Raw genomic sequence first — 20,817 nt, 5'->3', positions numbered from 1 at the left:
TGGCATGACCGCCGCGAGCCGCCACGCGCACTAGGTTCCGAGGTCGTGCGCTCCCACTCCTATGACGACGTACTCGCCGGCCGCCGCCGCAAGAAGGTGCCGGAGGTTCCCGCCGAGCGCGGTCTCGTGGTCGAAGACCCGGCCAGCGGCTACTGCGGCGCGGTGGTGAAGATCGAGTACGGCAATGTCGTGCTCGAAGACGCCAAGGGCCGCCACCGCGTCTTCCCGCTCGCCCCCGCGGGGTTCCTCCTCGAAGGCAAACCGGTCACGCTGGTGCCGGTCAAGACGGTGAAAGCGCCGGTCAAGCAGGTGTCGGCGTCCGGGTCGGTGAAGGTGCAGGGCCTGCAGGCCCGCGTCGCCCGCGACTCGCGCATCTGGGTCGAAGGCAAGCACGACGCCGAGCTCGTCGAACGCGTCTGGGGGCACGACCTGCGCGTCGAGGGCGTCGTCGTCGAACCGCTCGACGGCGTCGACGTGCTCGCCGACCGCATCGCCGAGTTCGGCACCGGCCCCGGCCGCCGCCTCGGTGTCCTGGTCGACCACCTCGTGCCCGGCAGCAAGGAGTCTCGGCTCGTCGAGGCCGTCCACGACGAGAACGTGCTGGTCACCGGCCACCCCTACATCGACGTTTGGGAAGCCGTCCGCCCGGCCGCCGTCGGCATCGAGGCGTGGCCCAAGATCCCGCGCGGCATCGAGTGGAAGCAGGGGATCTGCGACGCGCTCGGCTGGGGGCAACCTTTCGAAGGCTGGCAGCGTGTCCTGAGCGGGGTGAGCAGTTTCCGCGACCTCGAGACCCCGCTCATCGGGGCGGTCGAACGGCTCATCGACTTCGTCACCGAACCGGCGGAAGAGGGCTGAATGTCTGAATTGTCCAAGGTCACGCGAAGGTTACGTCCCGTCACCGCGCCGGTGCGAACCGGCGCGATCTGAGAGCATGAAGCCATGACTTGGGCTCTGGTCTGGTTGATCGTCGGGATCGCCCTGGTGATCGCCGAAGTCGTCTCCGGCGACTTCGTGCTGGTCATGCTGGGCGTCGCCGCGCTGTTCGGCGCCGGTGCCGAGGTCCTCACCGGGAACCTGGTCATCGACGTCGCCGTGTTCGCCGTCGCCTCCGTCGGCATGCTCCTGCTGGTCCGCCCCGCGCTCAAGCGGCGCCTGCTGTCCGGGCCGGCCCACCACACCGGCATCGACGCGCTGATCGGCGCCCGCGCGGTGGTCGTGTCCACAGTGGATTCCGAAACGGGTCAGGTGAAGCTGGCCGGCGACGTCTGGTCGGCGCGCAGCATGTCGGCGCACCTCCCGCCCATCGCGCCCGGCACCTCGGTCACGGTCGTCGAGATCTCCGGCGCCACCGCCGTCGTGTCGGACGAACCGTGAGCCTCGGGCTCGTCATCGTCGGCGAGGGCCACGCCGCGGTGCTCGAACGCGGCGGGCAGTTCCGCAGCGTGCTCGGCCCCGGCCGCCACTTCGTGCTCCCGTTCGCCGACCGGGTCCGCGCCCGGCTCGACCTCCGTGACCAGATCCTCTCGGCCCCGCCCCGCCCGGTCGAAGCCGGCGACGGGCACGAGGTCCTCATCGGCTTCGAGGTCGTCTTCGCGATCACCGACCCGCGCCTGGCCACCTACGAAATCTCCGCCCCGGCGCTCGCGATCGAGCAGCTGGCCCGCACCGCGCTGCGGCAGGAAGCCGGCCTGACCACGGCCGAGCGCGCCGTCACCGCGCCCGGGGACCTGCACCGTACAGTGTGGACAGTCCTGCACGACACCACCGGCCGCTGGGGCATCACCACCAAGGAACTGCAGCTCGCGGTGAGCCCGCCCGCTGCACCCGGAACGCCGTCAACCGCGCAAGAATGGTACTAGGTAAGGGGAAATCTCTTGACCGGATTCGCGATCGGCTTGGTCATCGCCTTGGTCTTGCTCGTGATCATCACGATAGCCAAGGCGGTCATGGTGGTGCCGCAGGCGCAGTCGGCCGTGATCGAGCGGCTCGGCCGGTTCCGCACGGTCGCCTCGCCCGGCCTCAACATCCTCGTGCCGTTCCTGGACAAGGTGCGCGCCCGGATCGACCTGCGCGAGCAGGTCGTCTCGTTCCCGCCCCAGCCGGTGATCACCGAGGACAACCTGACGGTGTCGATCGACACGGTCGTGTACTTCCAGGTCACCGACTCGCGCGCCGCGGTGTACGAGATTTCCAACTACATCGTCGGTGTCGAGCAGCTGGCCACCACCACGCTCCGCAACGTGGTCGGTGGCATGAGCCTCGAGCAGACCCTGACCTCCCGCGACTCGATCAACACCCAGCTGCGCGGGGTACTGGACGAGGCGACCGGCCGGTGGGGCATCCGCGTGGGCCGCGTCGAGCTCAAGGCGATCGACCCGCCGCCCTCCATCCAGGACTCGATGGAGAAGCAGATGCGCGCGGACCGCGAGAAGCGCGCCATGATCCTCACCGCGGAAGGCCAGCGGGAGTCCGCGATCAAGACCGCGGAAGGCCAGAAGCAGAGCCAGATCCTCTCCGCCGAAGGTGCCCGCCAGGCGACCATCCTCGCCGCCGAGGCCGAGCGGCAGTCCCGCATCCTGCGCGCCCAGGGTGAACGGGCCGCGCGCTACCTACAGGCGCAGGGCCAGGCGAAGGCGATCGAGAAGGTGTTCGCCGCGATCAAGGCCGGCCGCCCGACCCCCGAGGTGCTGGCCTACCAGTACCTGCAGACGCTGCCACAGCTGGCGCAGGGCGACGCGAACAAGGTCTGGATGATCCCCAGCGACTACGGCAAGGCCCTCGAAGGCTTCGCCCGCGCGCTCGGCGCCCCCGGCGACGACGGCGTCTTCCGCTACGAGCCGCCGAAGGACGACGACGTCCCGGCCAAGCCCGACCTCGAGGACGAAGAAGTCGCCAGCTGGTTCGAAACCAAGAGCGACCCGAAGGTCGCCGAGGCCGTCGCGGCCGCGGAAGCGGTGGCGCGCAAGGAGGTCCCGGCCATCGGGTCGCCCTCCTCGCCGCCCGCGCGGCCGTCGATCCCGCGCCCGGCCCAGCAGCAGCCCGAGCCGGCGGCCGACGAGGACCGCGGCACCGAAGTCACGCCCGCGCCGCAGCAGCCGCCGACACCGCAGGGTGGCCAGCCCGCGCTGCCGCAGCCGCAGGCCCCGGCCGGCGTCGAGCAGCAGCGCGGCCAGTACCAGGGCCCGCCGCCGCAGGCCCCGCCCCCGGGCCAGTTCGGCGGCGGCCCGCAGCAGCAGAACCCGGGCACCGGCCCGTTCCCGCAGCAGCCCCCGTTCGGCGGCCCCCAGGGCGGCCCGCGCCGCTGACGTTCACCCGACGAGGGGCCTCCCACCCATGCGGTGGGAGGCCCCTCGTCACGTGTGTCGTCCATCCAGGCACGCGTGTCGTCCGCCTGGGCACGCGTGTCGTCCGGTCAGGTGCGCTGGTAGATGCTCGCGTCGTCGATGTCGGACTTCGAGCGGTCCTTCAGGAAGATCACGCACAGCACGGTGACCACCGCGGACAGGATGATGTAGCCGGAGATCGCGTACGGCGTCCCGGTCTGGTGCAGCAGCCACGTCGCCAGCAGCGGCGCCGGGCCGCCCGCGAACACCGAGGCCAGCTGGTAGCCGAGCCCCGCACCGCCGTAGCGCAGGTGCGTCGGGAAGCTTTCGCCGATCAACGCCGCCTGCGGTCCGTATTGGAGCGCGTGCGGGACGAAGGACACGACGACCGCGACGAACACCAGCACGTGGCTGCCGTGCGCCAGGATGGTGAAGTACGGGAACGCGATCACCCCGGTCAGCACCGCCCCGCACAGGTAGACCCGCTTGCGGCCGAAGGTGTCCGAAAGGGACGAGAACAGCGGGATCAGCGCCAGCTCGCACGCGGCCCCGACGAGGACCGCGTTGAGCACGAAGGTCCTGCTGAACTCGTGCCGCGACACGACGTAGATCAGCACGTAGCTGGTGAACAGGTAGAAGGGCATCTGCTCGCTGAACCGGACCCCGGCCGAGAGCAGGATTTCCCGCCAGTGGTGCCGGATCGCGTCCAGCACGGGTGTCCGCGCGGTCTGCCGGTTCTCGACGAGCTTCGCGAACATCGGCGTCTCGAGGATCTTCAGCCGGATCACCAGGCCGACCCCGACGAGCACCAGGCTGAGCAGGAACGGGATCCGCCAGCCCCAGGAGTCGAACGCGTCGGGGGAGAGCGTCGCCGACAGCAGCGTCATCCCGCCGGTGCCCAGCACCAGCCCGACCGGGACGCCGATCTGCGCGAAACTGCCGAGCAGCCCGCGTTTGCGCTGGTCGCCCCATTCCATGGCGAGCAGCACCGAGCCGCTCCACTCGCCGCCGATGGCGATGCCCTGCACCAGCCGCAGCAGCACCAGGATCAGCGGGGCGGCGACCCCGATCGCCGACGTCCCGGGCAGCATCCCGACGACGCCGGAGGAGATGCCCATCAGCAGCAGCGTGACGATCAGCGTCGCCTTCCGCCCGATCCGGTCACCCCAGTGCCCGAAGATGGCGGCCCCGACCGGGCGCGCGGCGAACCCGACCGCGTAGGTCGCGAACGACTGCATGGCGCCGGCGTAGGCACTCGACGCGGGGAAGAACAGGTGCGGGAAGACCAAGGCCGCCGCGGTGTTGTAGAGGAAGAAGTCGTACCACTCGATGGTCGTGCCGACCGCGCTCGCCAGCGCCGCCCGCCGTACCTGCACCTTGTTGCCCGGTGCCACCTTGTGAGTGACGCTGTTGTCGCCCAGAACCATCTCGCAACACCTCCGGTGACCGATGTCACACAACAGTGTGACGCCCGAGGACGGTTTCGGCGATCGATGACGCGTTTCTCGTCCGGTCGGTGACGGAGTGCCGGAAAAATCGGGGGCGCGCGGGGATCGCCGTCTTTACGCTCGAGCCATGCCACGCCGGATCATGTACCTCCAGCTCAAGACGGGCTACAACACCGATCGGGGCCCGTCGTGGATCGCCTGGGTGCGGTTCTCCAAGACTTGGCGGACCGCGTACGTGCACGGCCGCGAGCTGCGCCGCTGGCCCGGCCTGTTCGACGCCAACTTCATCGACGTCGGGACCGGCGAGGAGTTCTGGCTGTCGGGACCGAAGCGTGACCGGACCGACGGCCGCTACAGCAACGCCCGCCCACTCGTCGAGAGTGACGCCGCCGCCCGCTACGACGCCTTCCTCGCCGGTGCGCCCGCCACCAAACTTGCCGACTAGGTAAGTTTGCAGATTCGGCAAAGTTCGGTACCTTGGGGTCATGGACACCGACCGAGCCGGCCTGCGTGATCGCAAGAAGCAGCAAACGCGCATCGCGCTGAGCTGGGCGGCGATCCGGCTGACCGTCGAACGCGGCTACGACAACGTCCGGATCGAAGACATCGCCGCCGAAGCCGGGGTGTCCACCCGGACCTTCAGCAACTACTTCGGCAGCAAGGGCGAAGCCATCGTCGCCCGCCACCACGAGCGGGCGCGGGCCATCGCCGCCGCGCTGCGCGAACAGCCGGCCGGGATGCCGATCTGGGACGCCATCACCCAGGCCGCGCTCGACGGGTTCGCGCTCGGCGAACCGGTGCCCGATGGGCGAGGCGCCACCCCGGAGTGGGTCGAAGGGCTGCGGCTGATGGTCGCCGAGCCCACCCTGCAAGGCGAGTTCCAGAAAGCCGGCGCGGCGGGCGAAGCCGAGTTCGCGCTCGCCGTCGCCGAACGCACCGGCACCGACGCCACCCGGGACGTCTACCCGCGGCTCTTCGCGGGCGTCATCGCCGCCGCGCTCAACGTCGTCACCCAGCAGTGGCTCGTCGCCGAACCGCAGCCGTCGCTCGAAGAGGTCCTGCGGGACGTCTTCGGCCGGCTCGCCGCCGGCCTGCCCGAACCCCGCTAGAGCCGCACCCATCCGAAAGCGCCCGCACAGCGGGCTGCTTCGCCATGCCCGAAAACAAGGAGTCCACCGTGGAAGACGTCGTCATCGCCGGAGCCGGTCCCAACGGCCTCATGCTCGCCTGCGAACTCGCCCTCGCCGGGATCCGCCCGCTGGTGCTGGAACGGCTGCCCGAACCGACCACCGAAAACCGCGCCAACGGCCTCGTCGGGCAGGTCGTCCGGCTCCTCGACCGCCGCGGGCTGCACGAGCGGCTGGCCGGTCCGATCGGACCGCCCTCGCCGGCGTTCGTCTTCGGCGCGCTGCGCCTGGACCTGACCCTCGCCGAGCGCAACCCGCTGAACATCCTCGGCGTGCCGCAGCGCCGCGTCGAAGCGGCGCTCAACGAGCGCGCCGCCGAACTCGGCGTCGAAGTCCGGCGCGGGCACGAGCTCACCGGCATGACCCAGGACGCCGACGCGGTCACCGCCGACGTCACCGGACCCGAGGGCGGCTACCGGCTCACGACGCGGTACCTCGTCGGCGCGGACGGCGGCCGCAGCGCCACGCGCAAGCTCGCCGGCATCGGCTTCCCCGGCGTCACCGAAGACCGCACCCTGTCCTGCACCGCCAACGCCACCGTGCCGGCGGAATTCGTCGACGCGGCATCCGGCGGCTTGCGCGTGCCGGGCCACGGCGTCATCCCGCCGTTCTTCCACTACCGCACCGAAACCGGCCTGTTCGTCTACGCGCCGTTCCCGACCGGCACGCTCGTCACCACGATGGAGTGGACCGACGAGGAGGAAACCGGCGACGAGCCCCCGGCGACCCTCGACGAGCAGCGCGCGAGCATCGAGCGGGTACTCGGCTTCGCCCTGCCCATCGGGCCACCGGAAGGCGAGGGGCCCCACCTGCTGCGGCGGCTGCGCGGGCGCAACACCCGGCTGGCCGAGAAGTTCCGGGAAGGGCGTGTCCTGCTGGTCGGCGACGCCGCCCACGTCCACTCCGCCATCGGCGGTCCCGGGCTCAACCTCGGCCTGCAGGACGCTGTCGGGCTCGGCTGGAAGCTCGCCGCCGCCCTGCACGGCTGGGCGCCCGAAGGCCTGCTCGACACCTACGAGAGCGAACGCCGTCCGGTCGCCGAGCGCGTGGTCATGCAGACCCAGGCGCAGTCCGCGCTGATCACGCCGGGCCGCGACGTCACCGCGCTGCGCGAACTGTTCGGCGAGCTGCTGCGGTTCCCGTCCACGGTCCAGCACATCGCGGACCTGATGACCGGCGCGGACATCCGGTACACCCCGGCCACCGACCACCCGCTGGACGGCCGCTGGGCCCCGGACCTCGTCCTGGCGGACGGGACCCGGCTCGCCGAGCTGACCCGGACGGCCCGGCCGCTGCTGCTGGACTTCACCGGCTCGCTCGGCGACGAGCTGCGCGGCTGGACCGACCGCGTCGACCTCGTTCCCGGGTACGCCCCGGGCGAGGCGACCGCGCTGCTGATCCGGCCCGACGGCTACGTCGCCTGGGCGACCAGTGCGACGGAGCCGGACGACACGGAACGGAAGGCCCTGCGCACCGCCCTCGAACGGTGGTTCGGCCAGCCCCTTGACGCGTAGGAGATCTCCTACGTATTGTCGGCGGCATGACGATCACCCACGTGCAGTTCCTGACCCTGCCGGTTGCCGACCACGCCCGCGCGCGGGACTTCTACGTGGGCAAGCTCGGCTTCGAAGCGCTCGTCGACCGCCGCACACCCGAGGGCGGCCGGTTCGTGATGGTCGCGCCGAAGGGGGCGAAGACCGGCGTGGTCCTGACCGATCAGCAGGTCACCGGAATCGAACCGGGTCCGCGGCACTTCCAGCTGCAGACCACCGACGTCGACTCCGATGTCGCCGCGCTGCGCGCAGCCGGGGTCGAGGTCGCCGAGCCGCAGGCGCAGCCGTGGGGCCGGGCGACGTCGTTCACCGACCTCGACGGTCACACGATCGGCCTGCTCGAGCCGTCGGACTTCGGCGCCGTGCCGCGCTGATGCCGGTCAACGACGACGTCTTCGCCGCGCTGGCCAGCCCGGCGCGGCGCGAAGTCCTGCGGCTGCTGCTCGACGGCCCGATGGCCGCCGGCTCGATCGCGGAACGGTTCGAGATGGCCCGGCCCAGCCTCTCGGAACACCTGCGGGTGCTTCGCGAGGCGGGCCTGGTCACCGAGCAGCGCCAGGGCCGCAACCGCGTCTACCGCCTCGACGCGGCCCCGCTGGAAGAAGTCGCGGACTGGCTGACCCCGTACGAGCGCTTCTGGCGCACCAAGCTCGCCAACCTGCGCGACCTGCTGGACGAGGAGGAAGACCGGTGACCGACGACGACCCGAGGGCGGTCCACGTCGACCAGTTCCTCGCCCACCCGGCCCGCAAGGTGTGGCGCGCGCTGACCGAGCCGGAGCTCCTCGAGCGCTGGCTGAACATGCCCAACGACATCAAGCCCGTGGTGGGGCACCGCTTCGAGCTGCTGGCCGAGCCGGTGCCCGCGGCCGGGTTCGCCGGTGGCCCGGTGGCGTGCGAGGTCCTGGAAGTCGAGCCCGAGCGCAAGCTCAGCATCCGCTGGGGTCCGCAGTGGACGGTCACCTGGCGGCTCGAACCGGAGGGCACCGGCACCCGGCTGTTCCTCAGCCACGAAGGGTTCGACCCGGACGACGAGTTCCAGCGCGTCTCCCGCCGGATCATGGGCGGCGGCTGGCGCTCGCACGTCCCGCGGGCGCTGGCGCGGTTGCTGGACGTGCTGCCCGATCCGGCCCCGTTACCATCGGCTGGTGACCCAAGCCGCTGACCCCGCCGAGTCGAAACCGCTGCGTGCCGACGCCCGGCGCAACCGGGCCCGCGTGCTGGAGGCGGCCGAGAGCGTGTTCGCGGCCAAGGGCACCGGAGCGCCGACCGAGGAGGTCGCGCGCGTCGCCGGCGTCGGCATCGGCACGGTGTTCCGGCACTTCCCGACAAAGGAGGCGTTGCTCGAAGCGGTGCTCTTCGCCCGGCTGAGCCGGTTCGTCGACGAGGCCGAGACGGCGGTGGCCGCGGAGTCCGCCGACCCGGGCAGCGCGTTCTTCACGTTCCTCACCAGCTGGGTCGAGATGTCGAGCGCGAAGAACGCCTACTTCCAGGCCCTCACCGCGGCCGGGGTCACGGTCCCGGTGGCGAAGTCCGACATCGGCGCTCGGCTGCTGACGTCCCTCGGCGTGCTGCTTTCGCGCGCGCAGCAGGCGGGCGCGGTCCGGCCCGACCTCGTCGTCGGCGAGCTGATCCCGGTGATCATCGGCGTCGCGCGGGCCGCCGAGTACGCCGGCCAGGACGCGACCCTGCGCGACCGGGCCAGGGAAATCCTCTTCGACGGGCTCCGCCCGTCAGCGGGGGATCGGCGCTGACTCCACCGGCGCGAGCACCGGGCGCTTCGCGGTGAGCGTGTCGCCGGAGGACTCGCCCCGCAGCCGGCGGCGCACCCACGGCAGCGCGTGCTCCTGGGCCCACTTGAGGTTCTGGCTGCGGCGCGCGGCCGGGCTCAGCACCTCGCGCGGACCCAGTTCGGTCGCGGCCAGCGGGTGTTCGACGCCGAGGGCGGCCAGCACGGCGATGGCGACCTCGGTGTGGCCGTACGCGTTGAGGTGCAGGCGGTCCGGCGCCCACAGCCGCCGGTCGCGCAGCTGCCGCATGGCCCACATGTCCACCAGCAGCGCGTCGTGGCGGGCGGCGATGGCGCGGACGAACTCGTTGTAGATGGCGACCCGGCCGCGCATCTTGCGGAACAGCGCGTCCTCGACGCCGTCGACGCCGGTGAACAGCACCAGGCGGGCGCCGGTCGCCCGGATCTTCGCGACGGCCGCTTCGTACTCGGTCATCAACCCGTCGATGTCGACCTTGGGCCGCATCAGGTCGTTGCCGCCGGCGTAGAGGGTGACGAGGTCGGGGTCCATGGCCAGCGCGGGCTCGAGCTGCTCGCCCAGGATCTGCGGCAGCAGCTTGCCGCGGATGGCGAGGTTGGCGTAGCGGAACGCGGGCTCGCGCGCGGCGAGCTGCTCGGCGACGCGGTCGGCCCAGCCGCGCACCCCGTTCGGAGCGGCGGGGTCGTCGTCACCGACGCCTTCGGTGAACGAGTCCCCCAAAGTCACTAAGCGCTTGCTCATGTGTCCAGTGTAGGCAAGCCGCGGAAGAAAATTCCGGAGGCCTGTCGGATCGGGGCGGTGGTGTTCGTAGCAGGGGTAAAAGGCCACCCGCTTCCTCGAGGAGACACCATGACCGCCACCTACACCTTCGACATCTTCTCCACGCTCGACGGCTTCGCCAACCACAGCGGCGACTGGGGTGGCTACTGGGGCAAGCAGGGCCCCGAGTTCCTCGCCCACCGCGCCGCCGCCTACCGCGACCCCCTGCACATGGTGCTGGGCGCCAAGACCTACGCGTCGAACGCACCCTTCCTGGCCCCGGGCTTCGACCGTGCCCGGTTCGACGAGTGGATCACGCGCATGTTCGCCGCCCCGGTGACGGTGCTCTCCAGCCGGCTGACCGAGCCGCTCGACTGGCCGGGCACGACGATCGAGCCCGGCGACCCGGTCGAGGCGGTCAGGCGTCTCAAGGCCGGGTCCGACGTGCCCCTGCGCTCCCACGGGAGCCTGACCCTCAACCGGGCGCTGCTGAACGCCGGCCTGGTCGACGCCATCGAGGTGACGGTGTTCCCGGTGCTCTCCGGCAAGACCGGCGTGGACCGGGTCTTCGACGGCGTGGCCGACTTCGACCTCGAGCTGCTCGAGGCCCGCACTTTCGACGGCGACACGCAGGTGCTGACCTACCGGCCGGCCCGGCACGGTTGACCGGCGCCGGGAGTTCCGCCCGGCGCGGAATCCGTGGACCGCGGCGCCGGGGGCCCGGTACACGGGAAGGGTGACCGACTACGACGCGATCGCCGACTGGTACGAAACCACGCTCGTCCCCGGCTGGCGGGCGGACCCGCTGGAGTTCGGGCCGACGCTGCGGGAGTTGCTCGGGCCGGGTACGGGACCGTGTCTCGAGCTGGGCTGCGGCACCGGCGCCCACGCCGGGCGGATCCGGGAGCTCGGCCGCACCCCGCTCGGCGTCGACGTCTCCGCCGGGATGCTGCGGCACGCGGCCGCGCGGTTGCCGGTCGCGCGGGGTGATGCCACGGCGCTGCCGGTCGCCACCGGGGCACTGCCCGCCGTCGTCGCGATCATGGTCCACACCGACATGCCCGCTTACCCCGCGGTACTGCGCGAAGCGGCCCGCGTCCTGGCGCCGGGCGGGATGTTCGTGCACGTCGGCGTGCACCCGTGCTTCTGCGGCGGCTTCGCCGACCGCACCGACGGCCACGCCGTCGTCATCCGGCCCGGCTACCGGGAACCGGGTTGGACCATGGAGTCGTGGACCGACCAGGGCCTGCGGGACAAGGTCGGGGCCACCCATCTGCCACTGCCCGCGCTGCTGGACGCGGTCCTCGACGCGGGCCTGGTGTTCGAGCGGTTCGCCGAAGGCGGCGCACCCACACCGACGGTCTTCGCCTGGCGCGCGAGAAAGCCTTACGCCGAACGAACTAACGGCTGACCTGGCGATCCGGCTCGCTATGCTCCCGCGATGGCAGGCAATGCACGCCGCCCGGAGGCCCGGATCGGCCACGACGCCCGCAGGGCGGCCACCCGCACATTGGATGCGGCGTTGCGCGAAGGCCGGCTCGATCTGGCCGAGTACGAACGGCGGCTGGTGCTCGTCCAGGCCGCCCGGGTGCGGAAGGACCTGACACCGGCCGTCGCCGATCTGCCCGAGGGTTCCCGCCGGACCGGCCCGGGTCTGCGGATCTCCGCCGCGGACCGGGAGCGAGCACTGGTCCGGCTGGCCGGCGCCCTGACCGACGGACGCCTGCCGGCGCCCGACTACGCCGACGCCGAGGAACTGCTCAACCGGGCTGTCACGTACGCCGACGTCGACGCCGTGGTCGGCACCCTGGACGCCAAGGCGAGTCACGCCGAACGCGATCAGGCCATCGCCCGCATCGAGGCCGCGGTCGCCGGCGGGCTGCTCGATCCGGCCGAACAGCACGACCGCGTGGCCGCGGTCCGGCGGGCGGCCACCGACGCCCAGCTGGCCGCGCTGGTGGCCGACCTGCCCGCCGGTGCGGGGCCGGCCCGGTCGCCGCGGGCCTCCCACGCCGACCGGGAAGCCGTGGTCGCGCAGCTGCACGAGGCCGTCGAAGCGGGGGTGCTCGACCTGCCGGAGTTCGACGAGCGGGTGCGCGCGGTGTACGCGGCGCGGCTGCGCGACGAGCTGACGCGGCTGGTGGCGGATCTGCCGGAGCCGGCTCCGGCCTCCCCGTCGCCGTCGATCGGAGTTCCCGCCCGGAAGCGGTCGCTTCGGGCCATCCGGGTCACCCCGCTGATCGGCACGCTGGCCACGATTCCCGCTGTGGGCGGCGCGGTCGTCCTAGGGTCGCTGGGGTTCACTGTCTTGGCCATCCTCGCGGCGATCGCCGGGGCCGCCGTGCTGGCCGTGCTGGCGGTAAGGCTCGTCCGCACCGCCACCGCGGCCGACGAGGAAAGCGCTCCCGAGGCCGAATACCGGTTCCCGCCGGGGGTAGAACCGTTCCCCGGCCGGGCGGCGACATGGGTCGACGTGGATCCGGCCGAGTGGACGCCGAAGTAGGAGCCGTCGCACTCCGGGCCGGACCCAGCTCCTCGGACTATCGGAGAACCCGCGCGCGGCGGGCGGTCCACCCGCTGACCTAAGCGCTGACCTGCCGCGCCCGGTGCTCGGCGACGTGCACCCGTGTCGCACACCGCGTCGAGCAGAACCGCCGACGGCCGTTGCGCGAAGTATCGACGTACGCGGTTTCGCAGCCTTCGCGGCCGCAGATGCCCAGCCGATCGGGGGCCTCGCACACCAGGTGGGCCAGGCCGCCCGAGGTGTACGCGCGGACCCGGCCGACCGGACCCGCGTCCTCGGCCGAGTAGTGCAAGTGGGGTGGCTTGCCGTCGTGGGTGGTGATGTACGGGCGGCAGGCCGCTTCGGCCAGCAGCTCGTTGACCAGCTCCGGGCGGGCGCCGGCGTCCGCGGCGAACACCGGCCGCAGCCGGGCGGCCCACGCGCCGATCAGGGCCGCTTCGCCGTCGGTCAGGGCCTGGATGGCTATGCCGTTGCGGACCATTCCGGCGAGGAGCTCGCTCGCGGAGCCGGCGTTGACCAGGTCGGCGGCCACCAGCGCCGCCGGACCGCCGTAAGGGTTGAAGTGCACTGAGTCATTACAGCACGATCGGGGCATGGACCGGAACCGATGCCCCCGCTGCGGCTGGCCGCTCGCCGAACTCCCGGCGGCCGCGTCCCAGCCCGTCACCCGCCGCCTCGACTACGTGCGCTGCCTCTGCGGCAGCTGGCTCGCCCGCTGGGACGGCGAAGTCGTCGGCGCCACCCGATCCGCGCCGTGACTCGGCCGTGGCTCAGAGGTCGAGCGCGCCCGCCGCGTTGTCGTTCCACTGGTCGACACGGCGGATGTACTCGTACAGCGCCCGGCTGCCGCGTACCCAGCGGCCCTGGTCGGCGATCGCCAGGTCGTCGGCTCCGGCGCGGCGGGCCTCGGTGGCGAACCCGGACCGCAGGGAGTGGCCGGTCACCGGGTACGGCAGGCCCGCGCGGACCCCGGCCCGGGTGAGGATCTGGTTGACGCCGGTCGTGGTGAGCGCGGGCTCGCCGACGTTGCCGTGCCGGTCGACGCGGCGGAACGCCGGCCCTTCGGTGATCCCCGCGCCCGACCGCCACGCGTGCCACGCCCGGACCGGGTCGGTGTCGGGGCTCTCGCGCCGCGGGACGACCATGTCGCCGGTGCTCTTGCCGTGCCGGACCGTCACCGCCAGGCCCCGGTCGTCGACCGGCTGCACGTCGGTGACCAGCAGGTTCGCCAGATCGGAGCAGCGCGCGGCGATCGGGAAGCCGATCAGCAGCATCGCCCGGTCGCGGGCGCCGGCGAGGGTGTCTGGGCACGCTCGTGACATCGCCCGCAGGTCGGCGAGGGTGACCATGGTGGCCTTGCCGCGGCCGCGCTGGACGCCTTCCCGGGCGAGACGCTGCCGGTACCCCTTCAACGCTCGCCACGCCGCACGGCTCGCCTCCGGATCGACGACGACCTGGTGGTGCCGCAGCCCGGCCAGCGCCCCGGTGAGCCGCCGTTCGATCGTCGACGGCGCCGCCGGGGCGGCCCGTTCGGGCACCTCGGGCACGGCCCGTTCGCCGGGCCGCAGCGTGCGTCCCCGTTCCAGCCACACGACGAACCCGGTCAGCGCCCCGATCGACGCCGACAGCGGCGGGATCCCGGCTTCGGCGGTGTAGTCCTGCCACACCTGCCAGTCCTGGGCGTAGGCCTTGAGCGTGTTCGGCGGCCGCTGCTCGTCGACGTGCCGGGCGGCCGCGGCGTCCAGCAGCGCCAGCCGCTCCTGCGGGCTGAGTGCGGCGTCGATCACCGGTTCCAGGTCGGGCACGCGCCGAGGTTACGGGATGTCGATCTCCGCGGGCGGGAACCGGCCCAGGGCGTCGGCCACCGCGTTGGCACGTTCCAGCGTCTGACAACCTGGCGACGTCCGGGGAAAATCCTGGGGGGAACACTGTCGATCCGCCCCCGGCGCGTTCGTCTGAGCGGTGACGGCCCGATCCCGAGGAGGACGACGTGAAGCAGTACCTGCTCAGCATTTACCAGCCCGACGGCCCGGCCCCGCCGCCGGAGGTGCTCGACGGCATCGCCGAGAAGCTCGACACCCTCAACGCCGATCTCAAAGCCGCCGGGGCGTGGGTGTTCGCCGGTGGGCTGTACCCGCCGTCGACCGCGACCGTGCTGCGGGCCGGCGACGGCGGCCCCCTCGTCACCGACGGCCCCTACGCCGAGGGGAAGGAGCACCTCGGCGGGTTCACGATCATCACCGCGCCCGATCTCGACGCCGCCCTCGCCTGGGGTGGCCGGCTCGCCGACGCCGTCGCCCCGCTGCCGGTCGAGGTGCGGCCGTTCCGCGGATGAGCGTCGAGGCGGTCTTCGCCGCCGAGTACGGCCGGGCGGTGTCGGTTCTCGTGCGGGTCTTCGGCGACATCGACATCGCCGAGGAAGCCGTGCAGGACGCGTTCGCCGAGGCGGTCCGGCGGTGGCCCTCGGCCGGGCTGCCGCCGAGCCCGGCGGGCTGGATCATCACCACCGCCCGCAACCGGGCCATCGACCGGCTGCGCCGTGAGGCCGCGCGGGCGGGCAAACACGCCCAAGCGGCGCTGCTGCACGCCAATCTTTCGAATGTCACAGCCGAGCCTGCGGAGGAGGGCGCCGTGCCCGACGAACGGCTCCGGCTGATCTTCACCTGCTGCCACCCCGCGCTGGCCCTTCCGGCGCAGGTCGCGCTGACGCTGCGGCTGCTCGGCGGCCTGACCACCACGGAGATCGCGGCCGCCTTCCTGGTCGCCGAACCGACCATGGCCCAGCGGATCGTCCGCGCGAAGAACAAGATCCGCGACGCCGGCATCCCGTACCGCGTCCCGCGCGATGCCGACCTGCCCGCGCGGCTGACCGCGGTGCTCGGCGTGCTGTACCTGATCTTCAACGAGGGGTACACGGCCGGCGCGGGGGAGGACCTGGTCCGCGACGACCTGTGCCGCGAGGCGATCCGGCTCACCCGTGTCCTGGCCGGCCTGATGCCCGACGAGCCGGAGGTGCAGGGCTTGCTGGCGCTGATGCTGCTCATCCAGTCGCGCCGCGCCGCGCGCACCACGTCCGACGGTGCGCTGGTGCTGCTGGCCGATCAGGACCGGACCCTCTGGGACGCGGACCTGATCGCCGAGGGGCAGGACATCGTCCGCCGCTGCCTGCGCCGCAACCAGCCGGGCCCGTACCAGATCCAGGCGGCGATCCAGGCCGTCCACAGTGACGCGCCCACCGACTGGTCGCAGGTCAAGGCGCTCTACGACCAGCTGCTCGCCGCGATGCCGACGCCGGTGGTGGCGCTGAACCGGGCGGTCGCGGTCGCCGAGGTCGACGGCCCGGCCGCGGCGCTGGCCCTCGTCGAGGACCTCGGCCTCGACCGGTTCCCGCTGTTCCACGCGATCCGCGCGGACCTGCTGGCGCGCCTGGGCCGGCGCGGCGAGGCGGCCGCGGCGTACACGACGGCGATCGAGCTCACCGGCAACCGCGCGGAGCGTGATCTGCTGCGCGGCAAGCTGGCCGCGTGCGGTCAGAGCGCGCCGGGTGAGAGGGCGTAGGAGAACCGGCGGACGCGCGGAACCCAGGTCTGGAAGACGCGGAGGTCGGGCAGCGTGATCGACGGTGCGAGTTCGGTCAGGCTGCGGTGCAGGTGCGCCCACTGTGCGACCTCGCCGGCGGGGATCGGGCCGACGGCCTGGCTGCGCCACGGCTCGTCGCTCTCCACCGGCTGCAGGTCCGCCACGAAGTCGGTCCACGGCGTCTGCGGCGCCCGGCGGAGCAGCGCGTCGGCGAACCGGCCGAACAGGCGCCCGTGCGCGGTGCACGTCCCGAGCAGCACGACGACGGCTTCGAACTCGCCGTCGAGGAAGGCGGACGCCTCCGAAAGGTCCCGCGTCGCGCGCAGCATCCGGTAGAGGTTGATCAGGCGCTTCGCGTCCCGGGGGGTGTCGACCAGCTGGTCCAAGCGCGCGAGCAGAGCGATCTCCGGCTCGGTGAGGGGACGCGGTTTCGCGGGCGGCTCGGCCGGGTCCAGCTGCGCGGCCACCTGCGAGCCGGGCTCCACGGGCAGGTCGGTGACCGGGCGGTCCCAGGTGGCCGCCGGTTCCGGTTCCGCCGCCGGGGCCGGCGTGGGAGCCGGGGGTTCGACCATCCCGTCCAGCAGTTGCCGGAGACTGCCGGCGGGCATCCGGGGCAGGACCAGCGGGATGTTGAGGATCTTCTCCAGGTAGTCCTCGGGTGTCACGTGCCACCCGTCGCCCCGCAGGACGGGGTCCGCCTCGATCAGCCGGTCGTAGTGCGAGCTCAGCGACCGCAGCAGCCAGCGCGGATCCACGCCGACGACCACCACGAACAGGTCGAACGCCAGCAGCAGGTGCACCGCCTGCAGCACGTCGACGACCTGGCGGGGGCTGCAGCGGTCGAGGTCGTCGATGTAGAGCACGATCCGGTCCAGCGGCCGGTTCCCGTCGTCGCCGCCGGTGGTCATCAGCGCGACGAGCTTCTCGAAGTCCTTGCGGATGGTGGAGATGAGCCCCAGGTTGCCCTGGTAGTCGTCGGTGCGGGAGCGTTCGGCGAGGAAGGCGTAGAGCCGCCGTCCCGGCGTCAGCTCGGTGAGCTGCCGGCCCAGCTCACCGATCCGGGAGACGACCTCTTCCAGCTGCCGTTCGGCGATCTGCTGCTCGGCCTCGGCCTGCCGCAGGGCGGCGACCTCCCGGCGTGCGACGTCGTCGAGGCCGTTCTGCAGGTCTTCCGCGAGGGTCCGCAGCCGCCGCAGCCCGCCGCGCGCGGCCCGCACCAGCGTGAGCCCGGCGGTGGTGAGGGCGCCGGCCACCGCACCGACGCCGATCAGCCAGCTGCGGACGTCCGGGACGAACGCCGTGAGACCCGCCCCGGCCAGCAGCACGATCCCCGCGACGACGAGGGCGGTCCGGCCCTGGCGGTAGCGCGAGATCCGGCTCAGCTCTTCGGTTTCCTCCCGGGTCTCCCGCAGTTCACCGGCCAGCAGCCGGCCTTGCTCGGCCACGTCGCCGACACCGAGCTTCCGCCACACGTCGGCGCACTGCTCCCGGAACGCCGGTGACTTCCCCAAGGCCCGGACCAGGTCGAGGGCCCGCGTCCGGCGGCTGTTGCGGGCTTCGCCGATCTTGCGCTTGAGCGCGGCGGCCTCGGCCTGGGCGCGCTCGGTCACCGCGGTCAGCTGTTTGCGCTGCTCGAGTTCGCCGGCGAGCCGGTCACGCAGCCGGGCGCCTTCGCGCAACCGTGCCTGGTGCTCGGCGTCGGGCTCGCCCGGCTGCCGGACGGGTTCGGCGAGCTGGCGGAAGATCTCGTCGCCGAGGCTGGCCCAGAGGTTGGCGTCGGCGTAGTGCCAGGCGTTGAACCCGACCTGCGCGATCTTCCGGCACTGCCCGGGTGCGCCTTCCAGGTCCTTGACCTGGCCGCGCAGCAGGCCCATGAAGAAGCTCTTCCCGGCGCCCCACTCGCCGAACACCCCGATCGACAGCGGCAACGGCGTGTCCTTCGCGGCGATCACCGTGGCCAGCATGGAGACGTAGGGCTTGACGCCGAGGTGGTCGCGCGTCAGCGGGATGCATTCGTTGGGGTCGACGAGGTCCTTCGTCAGGCCGCCGGCGAGCTGGTCGGGGGAGAACCCGGCGACGGTGGCGCGCCGGGGGATCTGGGCGCCCTCCCACTGCTCGGCGATGACGTTCGCCTGGTCCTCCCGGCGGGAGAAGAAGATCACCCGCGATACGGCCGTGTGCGCGGCGAGCGCCCCCTCGATCAAGGCGTCGGCCGCGGCCTGCGGGGCCATCCCCAGCTGCCCGGTGGCGAACAGCGGCAGGGCGATGGACTTGGCCCCGGCCCTGGCGGCGGCGGCGATCGCGGTCATCGCGGCCATGGCGACCGCCGTCCCGGTCGGCGGCGCACTGCGCTGGTCGGCGGCGTGCGGCGTCGCCAGCAGGACCCAGCGCAGCTGGAGTTCACCGCTCTGCCCGTCCAGGTGGAGCACGCCCGGCGCGTCGGGCTCGACCTGGCCGAGGGGGATCGAAGCCCAGTCCGCGTCGGGGAACTCCTGCACCACGGCTTCGGCGACTTGACCCAGGGTCGCGCCGACGGAGACGACCAGGGCGTCCACCGGCAGCTCCCAGGGCCGGTGGGTCAGCGCGACGCTGTAGGTGACGCCGTCGATGGTCCGCAGCTGGGTCATCACCGGGGGGTGCTGAGAGGGGTGCACAGTTCCAGACTCGCCCATCCGTCCTTCGTCGTCACTCCCGGGGCTCAGCCGTTGTCCTGAGTTGCGATATGTGACCTTATCCAAACTCAAGCCCAGGCTGACTAATCTTCTAATTTTGAACAGCTACTTTTAGTTCTAATCAGAAGCTAAAGTAGGCTGTCGATCATGACGGAAGACGCAGGTCAGGTCCGCGTGTGCGAGTACCGGAGGTGTGGAGCCGCGCTGCCACCCGCGGTGGGCCGGGGCAGTCGCGCGCGGTTCTGCCAGGACGGCAAAATCTGGGGGCGGCGCAACCTCAGCTGCCGCGACGCCGAGGCGGTGCTGTCGGACGCCGAGTCGCTGCGGGAGAGCGACACCGAGCTGGACGACACGGCCGTCACGGCGCTGGCCGGCCAGGTCGACCGGGTGCTCGAACCGGCTCGCGGGCTCGTCGAGACGCTCACGACGCTGCGCCACCAGCTCGAGGCGACGACGGCGACCGCGCTGGCCGAACGGGATGCGGCCGTGACCGAGGCCGATGAGCACCGCCTGCACCGTGGCCGCGCGGAGGCCGAAGCCGCCCAGGCCCGGGAAACGGCCGAGACGGCCGTCGCCGCGGCTACCGCGGCGGAGAAGGACAGGGCGGCTGCGCTGCGGGAGCGAGACGAGGAGCTTGCCGCCCGGCGTGCCGCGGTCCAGGAGCAGCAGCGGGCCGAAGGACAGCTGGCCGCGGTGCGGGACGAGCTCGCCCGCGTCGCCGATCGGGCCGATGCTTCCGCGGCGCTGGCCGGCGAACGGGCCGCGGTGATCGCCACGCTGACCGCCGAACTGGCCGCCGCCCGGACCGCGCTGGAGGAGGAACGCGGCCGCGGTCAGGCCGCCGCGGTGCGGGCGGAGGCGGCCGAAACCCGCGCCGATGCCGTCCAGGAACGGTTCGACGCCGCCCGCGAAGACCACGCCCGGGCCGTCGCGGCTCAGGAAGCGGCGCTCGACCGGGCCCGCGCGGAAGCCGAGCGCCTACGGGCCGGCTTCGACCAGCGGCTGGCCGAACTGCAGGCAGCGCACGAAGAGACAGTCCGGTCGATGCACGAAACCACGACGAACCTCGGCGCCGAGCTGCGAGCCGTCCTGAGCCGGACGGATGCCGCCGAACGGGAACTGGCCGGGGTGCTCACGACCTTGCGCGGTCTCCCCGAGCCACCCGAGATACTTAAGCAGTTACTTGACCGACTGGATCCGCCGGAGTTAACTTAAGTACATGCTTAACCATGAGGAGACGCTCGACCTCGTGTTCCGCGCTCTGGGTGACCGGACGCGGCGCAGCTTGGTGGAGCGGCTCGTGCGCGGTCCGGCGTCGGTCAGCGAGCTGGCCGAGCCGCTGACCATGTCGCTCGCCGCCGTCGTGCAGCACCTGCAGGTGCTCGAGAGCGCCGGGATCGTGCGGTCGGAAAAGGTCGGCCGCGTCCGCACCTGCCGGATCGAACCGGAGGCACTGCGGGCGGCCGAGCACTGGCTGGGCCGGCAGCGCACCGCGTGGGAGAGCAAGCTCGACCGGCTCGGCGACTTCCTCACCGGCCCGGAGACCACGGAAGGGAACCCGTCATGACCGTCCTGCACAACACGTTCAGCCTCGAACGCACCTACCCGGTGCCTCCGGAGCGGGTGTTCGCCGCCTGGTCGGATCCGGTGGCGAAGCAACGCTGGTTCGTCTCCACGGGTGCGCACGAGCTGGACTTCCGCGTCGGCGGCCGGGAAACCATCGAGGGCCGCACCCCCGGCGGCGGCCCGCTGAGCTTCGCCGCGACCTACCACGACATCGTGCCCCAGCGACGGATCGTCTTCTCCGGCACGCTCACCGGCGACGGCTCGCTCGCGACCGTCTCGACCACGACGGTGGAGCTGTTCGAGGAAGGTGACGGCACCCGGCTGGTGCTCACCGAGCAGGACACCTTCCTCGACGGCGCCGAGAAGCCGGAGTGGCGGGAGCAGGGCACGAGTGACTGGCTGGCGAAGCTGGGCAAGGAACTGGAGTCGTAACGG

The 20,817-nt window shown here is 72.3% G+C and carries 25 protein-coding genes; 20 read left to right on the top strand and 5 right to left on the bottom strand.

Annotated features, from left to right (window positions below):
- Positions 1 to 45 precede the first annotated feature (45 nt).
- The 4 genes from AB0F52_RS15570 (at position 46) to AB0F52_RS15555 (ending at position 3,308) form a co-directional block, all read left to right on the top strand.
- Positions 46 to 858: a DUF3097 domain-containing protein gene (locus tag AB0F52_RS15570; RefSeq protein ID WP_360170261.1), complete on the top strand. Its 813-nt coding sequence runs from the start codon at positions 46 to 48 to the stop codon at positions 856 to 858.
- An 84-nt stretch (positions 859 to 942) separates the two neighbouring features.
- A complete protein-coding gene (locus AB0F52_RS15565) occupies positions 943 to 1,377 on the top strand; it encodes an NfeD family protein (protein WP_360170258.1) in 435 nt (144 codons plus the stop codon).
- Positions 1,374 to 1,862: an SPFH domain-containing protein gene (locus tag AB0F52_RS15560; RefSeq protein WP_360170255.1), complete on the top strand. Its 489-nt coding sequence runs from the start codon at positions 1,374 to 1,376 to the stop codon at positions 1,860 to 1,862. The genes AB0F52_RS15565 and AB0F52_RS15560 overlap by 4 nt, the downstream gene beginning before the upstream one ends.
- Positions 1,863 to 1,949: 87 nt before the next feature.
- On the top strand, positions 1,950 to 3,308 hold the full coding sequence (locus tag AB0F52_RS15555) for an SPFH domain-containing protein (protein WP_360170783.1): 1,359 nt from the start codon (positions 1,950 to 1,952) through the stop codon (positions 3,306 to 3,308).
- Between the two features lie 107 nt (positions 3,309 to 3,415).
- Here AB0F52_RS15555 and AB0F52_RS15550 read toward each other — a convergent pair whose 3' ends face one another.
- Positions 3,416 to 4,753, bottom strand: coding sequence for an MFS transporter (locus tag AB0F52_RS15550; protein ID WP_360170252.1), 1,338 nt, complete (start codon positions 4,751 to 4,753; stop codon positions 3,416 to 3,418).
- Positions 4,754 to 4,901: 148 nt separating this feature from the next.
- On the opposite strand from AB0F52_RS15550, the gene AB0F52_RS15545 reads away from it, so the two are divergent.
- The 7 genes from AB0F52_RS15545 to AB0F52_RS15515 all read left to right on the top strand — a co-directional run bounded on the left by AB0F52_RS15545 (position 4,902) and on the right by AB0F52_RS15515 (position 9,267).
- Positions 4,902 to 5,219, top strand: coding sequence for a hypothetical protein (locus AB0F52_RS15545; RefSeq protein ID WP_360170249.1), 318 nt, complete (start codon positions 4,902 to 4,904; stop codon positions 5,217 to 5,219).
- A gap of 40 nt (positions 5,220 to 5,259) precedes the next feature.
- Complete coding sequence (locus AB0F52_RS15540) at positions 5,260 to 5,883, top strand: TetR family transcriptional regulator (RefSeq protein WP_360170246.1); 624 nt, start codon at positions 5,260 to 5,262, stop codon at positions 5,881 to 5,883.
- 68 nt (positions 5,884 to 5,951) lie between these two features.
- The gene (locus AB0F52_RS15535; protein WP_360170243.1) at positions 5,952 to 7,475 is read left to right on the top strand and encodes an FAD-dependent monooxygenase; all 1,524 of its coding nucleotides are present in this window, start codon (positions 5,952 to 5,954) and stop codon (positions 7,473 to 7,475) included.
- A 26-nt stretch (positions 7,476 to 7,501) separates the two neighbouring features.
- Positions 7,502 to 7,888, top strand: coding sequence for a VOC family protein (locus AB0F52_RS15530; protein WP_360170240.1), 387 nt, complete (start codon positions 7,502 to 7,504; stop codon positions 7,886 to 7,888).
- Positions 7,888 to 8,208: a metalloregulator ArsR/SmtB family transcription factor gene (locus tag AB0F52_RS15525; protein WP_360170237.1), complete on the top strand. Its 321-nt coding sequence runs from the start codon at positions 7,888 to 7,890 to the stop codon at positions 8,206 to 8,208. Before AB0F52_RS15530 ends, AB0F52_RS15525 begins: the two co-directional genes overlap by 1 nt.
- Positions 8,205 to 8,678, top strand: a complete 474-nt coding sequence (locus AB0F52_RS15520; RefSeq protein ID WP_360170234.1) for an SRPBCC domain-containing protein — start codon at positions 8,205 to 8,207, stop codon at positions 8,676 to 8,678. Before AB0F52_RS15525 ends, AB0F52_RS15520 begins: the two co-directional genes overlap by 4 nt.
- On the top strand, positions 8,662 to 9,267 hold the full coding sequence (locus tag AB0F52_RS15515; protein WP_360170231.1) for a TetR/AcrR family transcriptional regulator: 606 nt from the start codon (positions 8,662 to 8,664) through the stop codon (positions 9,265 to 9,267). Before AB0F52_RS15520 ends, AB0F52_RS15515 begins: the two co-directional genes overlap by 17 nt.
- On the opposite strand, the gene AB0F52_RS15510 is transcribed toward AB0F52_RS15515, so the two are convergent.
- On the bottom strand, positions 9,247 to 10,023 hold the full coding sequence (locus tag AB0F52_RS15510; RefSeq protein WP_360170228.1) for an SGNH/GDSL hydrolase family protein: 777 nt from the start codon (positions 10,021 to 10,023) through the stop codon (positions 9,247 to 9,249). The genes AB0F52_RS15515 and AB0F52_RS15510 overlap by 21 nt on opposite strands.
- A gap of 108 nt (positions 10,024 to 10,131) precedes the next feature.
- On the opposite strand from AB0F52_RS15510, the gene AB0F52_RS15505 reads away from it, so the two are divergent.
- The 3 genes from AB0F52_RS15505 (at position 10,132) to AB0F52_RS15495 (ending at position 12,544) form a co-directional block, all read left to right on the top strand.
- On the top strand, positions 10,132 to 10,707 hold the full coding sequence (locus AB0F52_RS15505) for a dihydrofolate reductase family protein (protein WP_360170225.1): 576 nt from the start codon (positions 10,132 to 10,134) through the stop codon (positions 10,705 to 10,707).
- Positions 10,708 to 10,777: 70 nt separating this feature from the next.
- Positions 10,778 to 11,452 carry a class I SAM-dependent methyltransferase gene (locus AB0F52_RS15500; RefSeq protein ID WP_360170222.1) on the top strand — a complete coding sequence of 225 codons (675 nt, stop codon included), beginning with the start codon at positions 10,778 to 10,780 and terminating at the stop codon, positions 11,450 to 11,452.
- Between the two features lie 30 nt (positions 11,453 to 11,482).
- A complete protein-coding gene (locus AB0F52_RS15495) occupies positions 11,483 to 12,544 on the top strand; it encodes a DUF1707 domain-containing protein (RefSeq protein ID WP_360170219.1) in 1,062 nt (353 codons plus the stop codon).
- A 79-nt stretch (positions 12,545 to 12,623) separates the two neighbouring features.
- Here AB0F52_RS15495 and AB0F52_RS15490 read toward each other — a convergent pair whose 3' ends face one another.
- Entirely contained in the window at positions 12,624 to 13,133 is a 510-nt protein-coding gene (locus AB0F52_RS15490) for a CGNR zinc finger domain-containing protein (RefSeq protein ID WP_360170216.1), read from the bottom strand.
- A 25-nt stretch (positions 13,134 to 13,158) separates the two neighbouring features.
- Here AB0F52_RS15490 and AB0F52_RS15485 point away from each other — a divergent pair, with 25 nt between their 5' ends.
- The gene (locus tag AB0F52_RS15485) at positions 13,159 to 13,323 is read left to right on the top strand and encodes a hypothetical protein (protein ID WP_360170213.1); all 165 of its coding nucleotides are present in this window, start codon (positions 13,159 to 13,161) and stop codon (positions 13,321 to 13,323) included.
- Between the two features lie 12 nt (positions 13,324 to 13,335).
- Here AB0F52_RS15485 and AB0F52_RS15480 read toward each other — a convergent pair whose 3' ends face one another.
- Complete coding sequence (locus AB0F52_RS15480; RefSeq protein WP_360170210.1) at positions 13,336 to 14,370, bottom strand: site-specific integrase; 1,035 nt, start codon at positions 14,368 to 14,370, stop codon at positions 13,336 to 13,338.
- Between the two features lie 185 nt (positions 14,371 to 14,555).
- On the opposite strand from AB0F52_RS15480, the gene AB0F52_RS15475 reads away from it, so the two are divergent.
- Together AB0F52_RS15475 and AB0F52_RS15470 are read left to right on the top strand one after the other, a co-directional pair.
- On the top strand, positions 14,556 to 14,900 hold the full coding sequence (locus tag AB0F52_RS15475) for a YciI family protein (RefSeq protein WP_360170207.1): 345 nt from the start codon (positions 14,556 to 14,558) through the stop codon (positions 14,898 to 14,900).
- Complete coding sequence (locus AB0F52_RS15470) at positions 14,897 to 16,123, top strand: RNA polymerase sigma factor (protein ID WP_360170204.1); 1,227 nt, start codon at positions 14,897 to 14,899, stop codon at positions 16,121 to 16,123. The genes AB0F52_RS15475 and AB0F52_RS15470 overlap by 4 nt, the downstream gene beginning before the upstream one ends.
- Here the strand turns inward: AB0F52_RS15470 and AB0F52_RS15465 are convergent.
- Entirely contained in the window at positions 16,096 to 18,771 is a 2,676-nt protein-coding gene (locus AB0F52_RS15465) for a P-loop NTPase fold protein (protein ID WP_360170201.1), read from the bottom strand. The genes AB0F52_RS15470 and AB0F52_RS15465 overlap by 28 nt on opposite strands.
- Before the next feature lie 192 nt (positions 18,772 to 18,963).
- Between AB0F52_RS15465 and AB0F52_RS15460 the strand changes: the two genes are divergently transcribed.
- From AB0F52_RS15460 to AB0F52_RS15450, 3 genes are read left to right on the top strand one after another with little or no spacing between them, the layout of a single operon-like run.
- Complete coding sequence (locus AB0F52_RS15460; protein ID WP_360170198.1) at positions 18,964 to 20,031, top strand: hypothetical protein; 1,068 nt, start codon at positions 18,964 to 18,966, stop codon at positions 20,029 to 20,031.
- 4 nt (positions 20,032 to 20,035) lie between these two features.
- Positions 20,036 to 20,383 carry a metalloregulator ArsR/SmtB family transcription factor gene (locus AB0F52_RS15455; protein ID WP_360170195.1) on the top strand — a complete coding sequence of 116 codons (348 nt, stop codon included), beginning with the start codon at positions 20,036 to 20,038 and terminating at the stop codon, positions 20,381 to 20,383.
- The gene (locus AB0F52_RS15450; protein ID WP_360170192.1) at positions 20,380 to 20,814 is read left to right on the top strand and encodes an SRPBCC family protein; all 435 of its coding nucleotides are present in this window, start codon (positions 20,380 to 20,382) and stop codon (positions 20,812 to 20,814) included. Before AB0F52_RS15455 ends, AB0F52_RS15450 begins: the two co-directional genes overlap by 4 nt.
- Positions 20,815 to 20,817 lie beyond the last annotated feature (3 nt).

Origin of the sequence: Amycolatopsis sp. NPDC024027 (assembly GCF_040638975.1) — a bacterium.
Lineage (GTDB): Bacteria > Actinomycetota > Actinomycetes > Mycobacteriales > Pseudonocardiaceae > Amycolatopsis.
Note: the sequence above shows the minus strand (reverse complement) of the source record. Positions and strands in the feature narration are given on the sequence as shown.